A 3,418-nucleotide genomic window follows, 5' to 3' on the forward strand; every position below is an offset into this window, starting at 1 on the left:
GCAGCCTTCCAGTTTCCGTCCCACTTCGGGCGAAACAAAGACGCTTTCGACGATGTCATGCGCGATCTCGACGACGTCCTCGGACTCGGCGCCGGATATGTAGTTGTGGTCCGAGGTGCGGGTTCACGCAGGTTGTGCGGCGGAATGTTGGTGGCCATACCGACGGCGATGCCGTTGGAACCGTTGATCAGAAGGTTCGGGATACGGCTGGGCAGAACCGTCGGTTCCTGCGTCTTGCCGTCGTAGTTCGGAGTGAAATCGACTGTCTCGTGGTCGATTTCGCGCAGCATTTCCATCGCGAGCGGCGTGAGCCTGCACTCGGTGTAACGCATGGCGGCTGCGCCGTCGTTGCCGCGGGAGCCGAAGTTCCCCTGACCGTCGACGAGCGGGTAACGCAGCGACCACGGCTGGGCCATACGAACCAACGTGTCGTAGATCGAGGAGTCGCCGTGGGGGTGGTAGTTACCCATGGTCTCGGCGACCGGTCGGGCAGACTTCACGTATCCGCGGTCCGGACGATATCCGTTGTCGTACATCGCGTAGAGCACGCGGCGGTGCACCGGCAGTCCTATCCTCCCGGATCCAGGGGGAAGCCGGTCGGGTGGCGCTCGCGCAGCAGATGCTCGACCGGTTCGCCGCACGCGGAATCACCGGCTTCGTCGATCGGCGCGGTCGCAGGATCAACCTGGTCAACTACGTCGAAATGGCAACCCGCACAGCATGCGCGCGGGCTGCGATGGATACGCACACGGCACTGCTGTCCGAGAACGGCTACGACCTGGTGCGTGTAAGCACCGTGGCGAATTGCTCACCACAATGCGCACCGTTCCAGGGTCGACTCCTGTCCCTGACTGGCGCCACACGCGGTGCGATCCACGCCGGCCGATCAGTCCCGGTGGTGGCGTCATTATCCGAGGCACGCGCACGCGGACTGCACCACCCGGGCTGCCGCCACGGTTTGCGACTGTGGGTGCCCGGCGACGATCTCCCGAACGTGCCACCGGTTGATCCCGCTGGATACGTGGCCACGCAACAGTTGCGAGCCCTCGAACGAGAGGTGCGGGCCAGCAAGCGGATGCGCGCGGCAGCGATCACCCCCGCTGCAATAGCAACGGCGAACACTCGCGTACGCGCAGCACAGAAGCAAATCCGAGAACTGGTCGACGAGACCGGCGTGCCACGCTTGCCGCGCCGAGAACAGATCGACCTCGGATACCGCACACGGCTCGAGCGCCCGGCGATGGTGACCGGCAACCCAGGTCCACCCACTCCTGACTCGCCTCGATCACATGGCGGCGACGGATACCAACGCCAACTGCAACGGCTCACCGACATCGACGTCGCAGCGACCGGATTCGAGGTCGCAGACCTGGACACATTCGGAGAACTGGTGGACGCAGTCGTCGACATGCACCACCGGTATCCGTGGGCGCGGGCGCCCCGCTTGCGAACACGAGACCTCCCCGAGCGGCACCTGGCGAACGCGGGCGGCAATCCGGATCCCGACAACCCCGGAGGATGGATCGTCGGCAGGCTCTCGGTTTCGGAGACAGTGCTCCGCGACCGGTCAGCCCTGCTGGCTTCACTCGAACAGGACGAGCAAGGCGGTTTCCACCCACGCAACTCAGCCCGCAGAGGGATGTGGTCGGTCATCGTCCACGAATTCGGGCACGTCATCGACCACCTCGGCAATCACACGGCGCGCCGGAAAGTGCTTCGGACGGTCACAGAGGTCATGTCACGGCATCCTGAGGTGGTGAAAGGCGACAACGACACTCAAACCCGCTGGCTGCAGAGTCAGATGTCGGGGTACTCGTTCCGCCACGACAACCCCATGATCGTCGATCCGGTCGAAGTTCTCGGCGAAGCGTTCCTCGACGTCGAACTCAACGGCGACGACGCAACGGAAGTCTCGCGCGCACTGCACGAGATGCTGCTCGCACAGGTTCCGGAGGCTAGAAAGCAATGAGAACCAACGGCACCCCGACCGGCTACTCCGAATGGCGAACACTATTCGAGTACGACATCAACCTCGCGATCGATGAGGGAGAAGTCAACTCTTGCAGCCCGTTCGGGCAATGGCACGACGACGCACTCGCAGCCATCATCACCGCCACACCGTCTGACAGACCTGCCGCGATCGCCGCGGCCTGGACGCAGTTCCACGCCGAACACCCCCAAGGCGCCTAACCCAACCGAACAGCCGACAAGCCCGCACACCACACCGGTGTAGCGGGCTTGTCGCCGTTCATGGTGCGTAGCTCACCCGGAGAGCAACCGGTTCCTGACCGGCGAGTCGCAGGTTCGACCCCTGCCGCATCAACGTCCCCCGTACCTGCCCTGGCGGCAGAACCGGGACCTTCAAGCCTCTGACCTGGCGTCGGGGCTCCTTTCACATTTCCCGCGGTACCGACCTGGCGTCGTGCCGTCTGCCTACCCGCCGCCCGGCGCGGCAAGAAGGGCCACCTCATGTCCGACAGCACCAGCACAGTCGTCGAAACCGACAGCCCCGCAGGTGATCCCACCGACAACGACACCACCGTCGAGGAGACCACCACCACCGAACCCACCACGGGTAACGAAGGCGGCGCAACGACCACCGACGACGACGATCCCGTCATCAAGGTTTCCGAGGCGCGCAAACTCCGCCGCGAAAACCAGCAGCTCCGACAGGCGAACCAGGAAGCGATCGCCAAGGCCGCCGAAGAAGCCGCCGACAAGGCACGCGAAGAAGCCCGCGCAGCAGCCGAACAGCAGCAGCGGGAGTTCACCGAACGACTCGGCAAAGAACTCGGAATTCTCCCCGCAGAGGACAAGACCGAAGTCGACCCCGCCGAAGTCGTTGCCCAGGCGAAGGCCAAGGCAGACGACGCCGAAGCACGCGCGACAGCGCAGACCAAGGCAGCCGCCGAAGCCCGACGCGACCTCGCCCTCTACCGCGCTGCAGACGACACCGACGCCGATGCTGTCGCACTGCTCGACTCCCTCACGTTCCGAACCACCATCGCTGCGATCGACCCGGACGCAACGGATCTCGAGGACCAGCTGAAGACCGCGATCGAGAACGCGATCGCCGAGCACCCACGCCTGCGCAAGCCGAAGAAGGACGGCCCCGCACGTTCGGGTGCCGACCTCTCCGCCGGCAACGGCGACCCCACCGCCGGTGAGCCCAAGGCCACCGACATCGATTCCCTCCGAGTTTCGCGCCGCAAGCGGCGCGATGCCCGCTGACCCGTAAGGAGCCCACACCGTGGCAAACAACTTCCTCACCCCCGACGTCATCGCACGCCAGGCCCTCGCGACGCTCTACGAATCGCTGGTCATGGTGCCACTCGTGCACACCGACCACTCTCGCGAGTTCACCGCGCAGAAGGTCGGCAACACGGTCAACGTCCGCAAGCCCGCTGTCTTCGAGGCC

The 3,418-nt window shown here is 65.0% G+C and carries 3 protein-coding genes, 1 tRNA gene and 2 pseudogenes; 5 read left to right on the plus strand and 1 reads right to left on the minus strand.

The window, feature by feature from the left end:
• Positions 1-69 (plus strand): annotated as a pseudogene (locus ABT116_RS41040) (barstar family protein); the annotation flags it as partial.
• 47 nt (positions 70-116) lie between these two features.
• Here the strand turns inward: ABT116_RS41040 and ABT116_RS41045 are convergent.
• Positions 117-563 (minus strand): annotated as a pseudogene (locus tag ABT116_RS41045) (DNA gyrase subunit A); the annotation flags it as partial.
• 38 nt (positions 564-601) lie between these two features.
• On the opposite strand from ABT116_RS41045, the gene ABT116_RS41050 reads away from it, so the two are divergent.
• The 4 genes from ABT116_RS41050 to ABT116_RS41065 all read left to right on the plus strand — a co-directional run bounded on the left by ABT116_RS41050 (position 602) and on the right by ABT116_RS41065 (position 3,231).
• Positions 602-1,969: a phage minor capsid protein gene (locus tag ABT116_RS41050; RefSeq protein ID WP_351645281.1), complete on the plus strand. Its 1,368-nt coding sequence runs from the start codon at positions 602-604 to the stop codon at positions 1,967-1,969.
• The gene (locus tag ABT116_RS41055; RefSeq protein ID WP_351645284.1) at positions 1,966-2,190 is read left to right on the plus strand and encodes a hypothetical protein; all 225 of its coding nucleotides are present in this window, start codon (positions 1,966-1,968) and stop codon (positions 2,188-2,190) included. Before ABT116_RS41050 ends, ABT116_RS41055 begins: the two co-directional genes overlap by 4 nt.
• A gap of 61 nt (positions 2,191-2,251) precedes the next feature.
• Positions 2,252-2,323: transfer RNA gene (locus tag ABT116_RS41060), tRNA-Arg, on the plus strand.
• Between the two features lie 146 nt (positions 2,324-2,469).
• Positions 2,470-3,231, plus strand: a complete 762-nt coding sequence (locus ABT116_RS41065; protein ID WP_116103027.1) for a hypothetical protein — start codon at positions 2,470-2,472, stop codon at positions 3,229-3,231.
• Positions 3,232-3,418: the final 187 nt, after the last annotated feature.

Origin of the sequence: Streptomyces sp. NPDC002130, assembly GCF_040296465.1 — a bacterium.
Classification (GTDB): Bacteria; Actinomycetota; Actinomycetes; order Streptomycetales; family Streptomycetaceae; genus Streptomyces.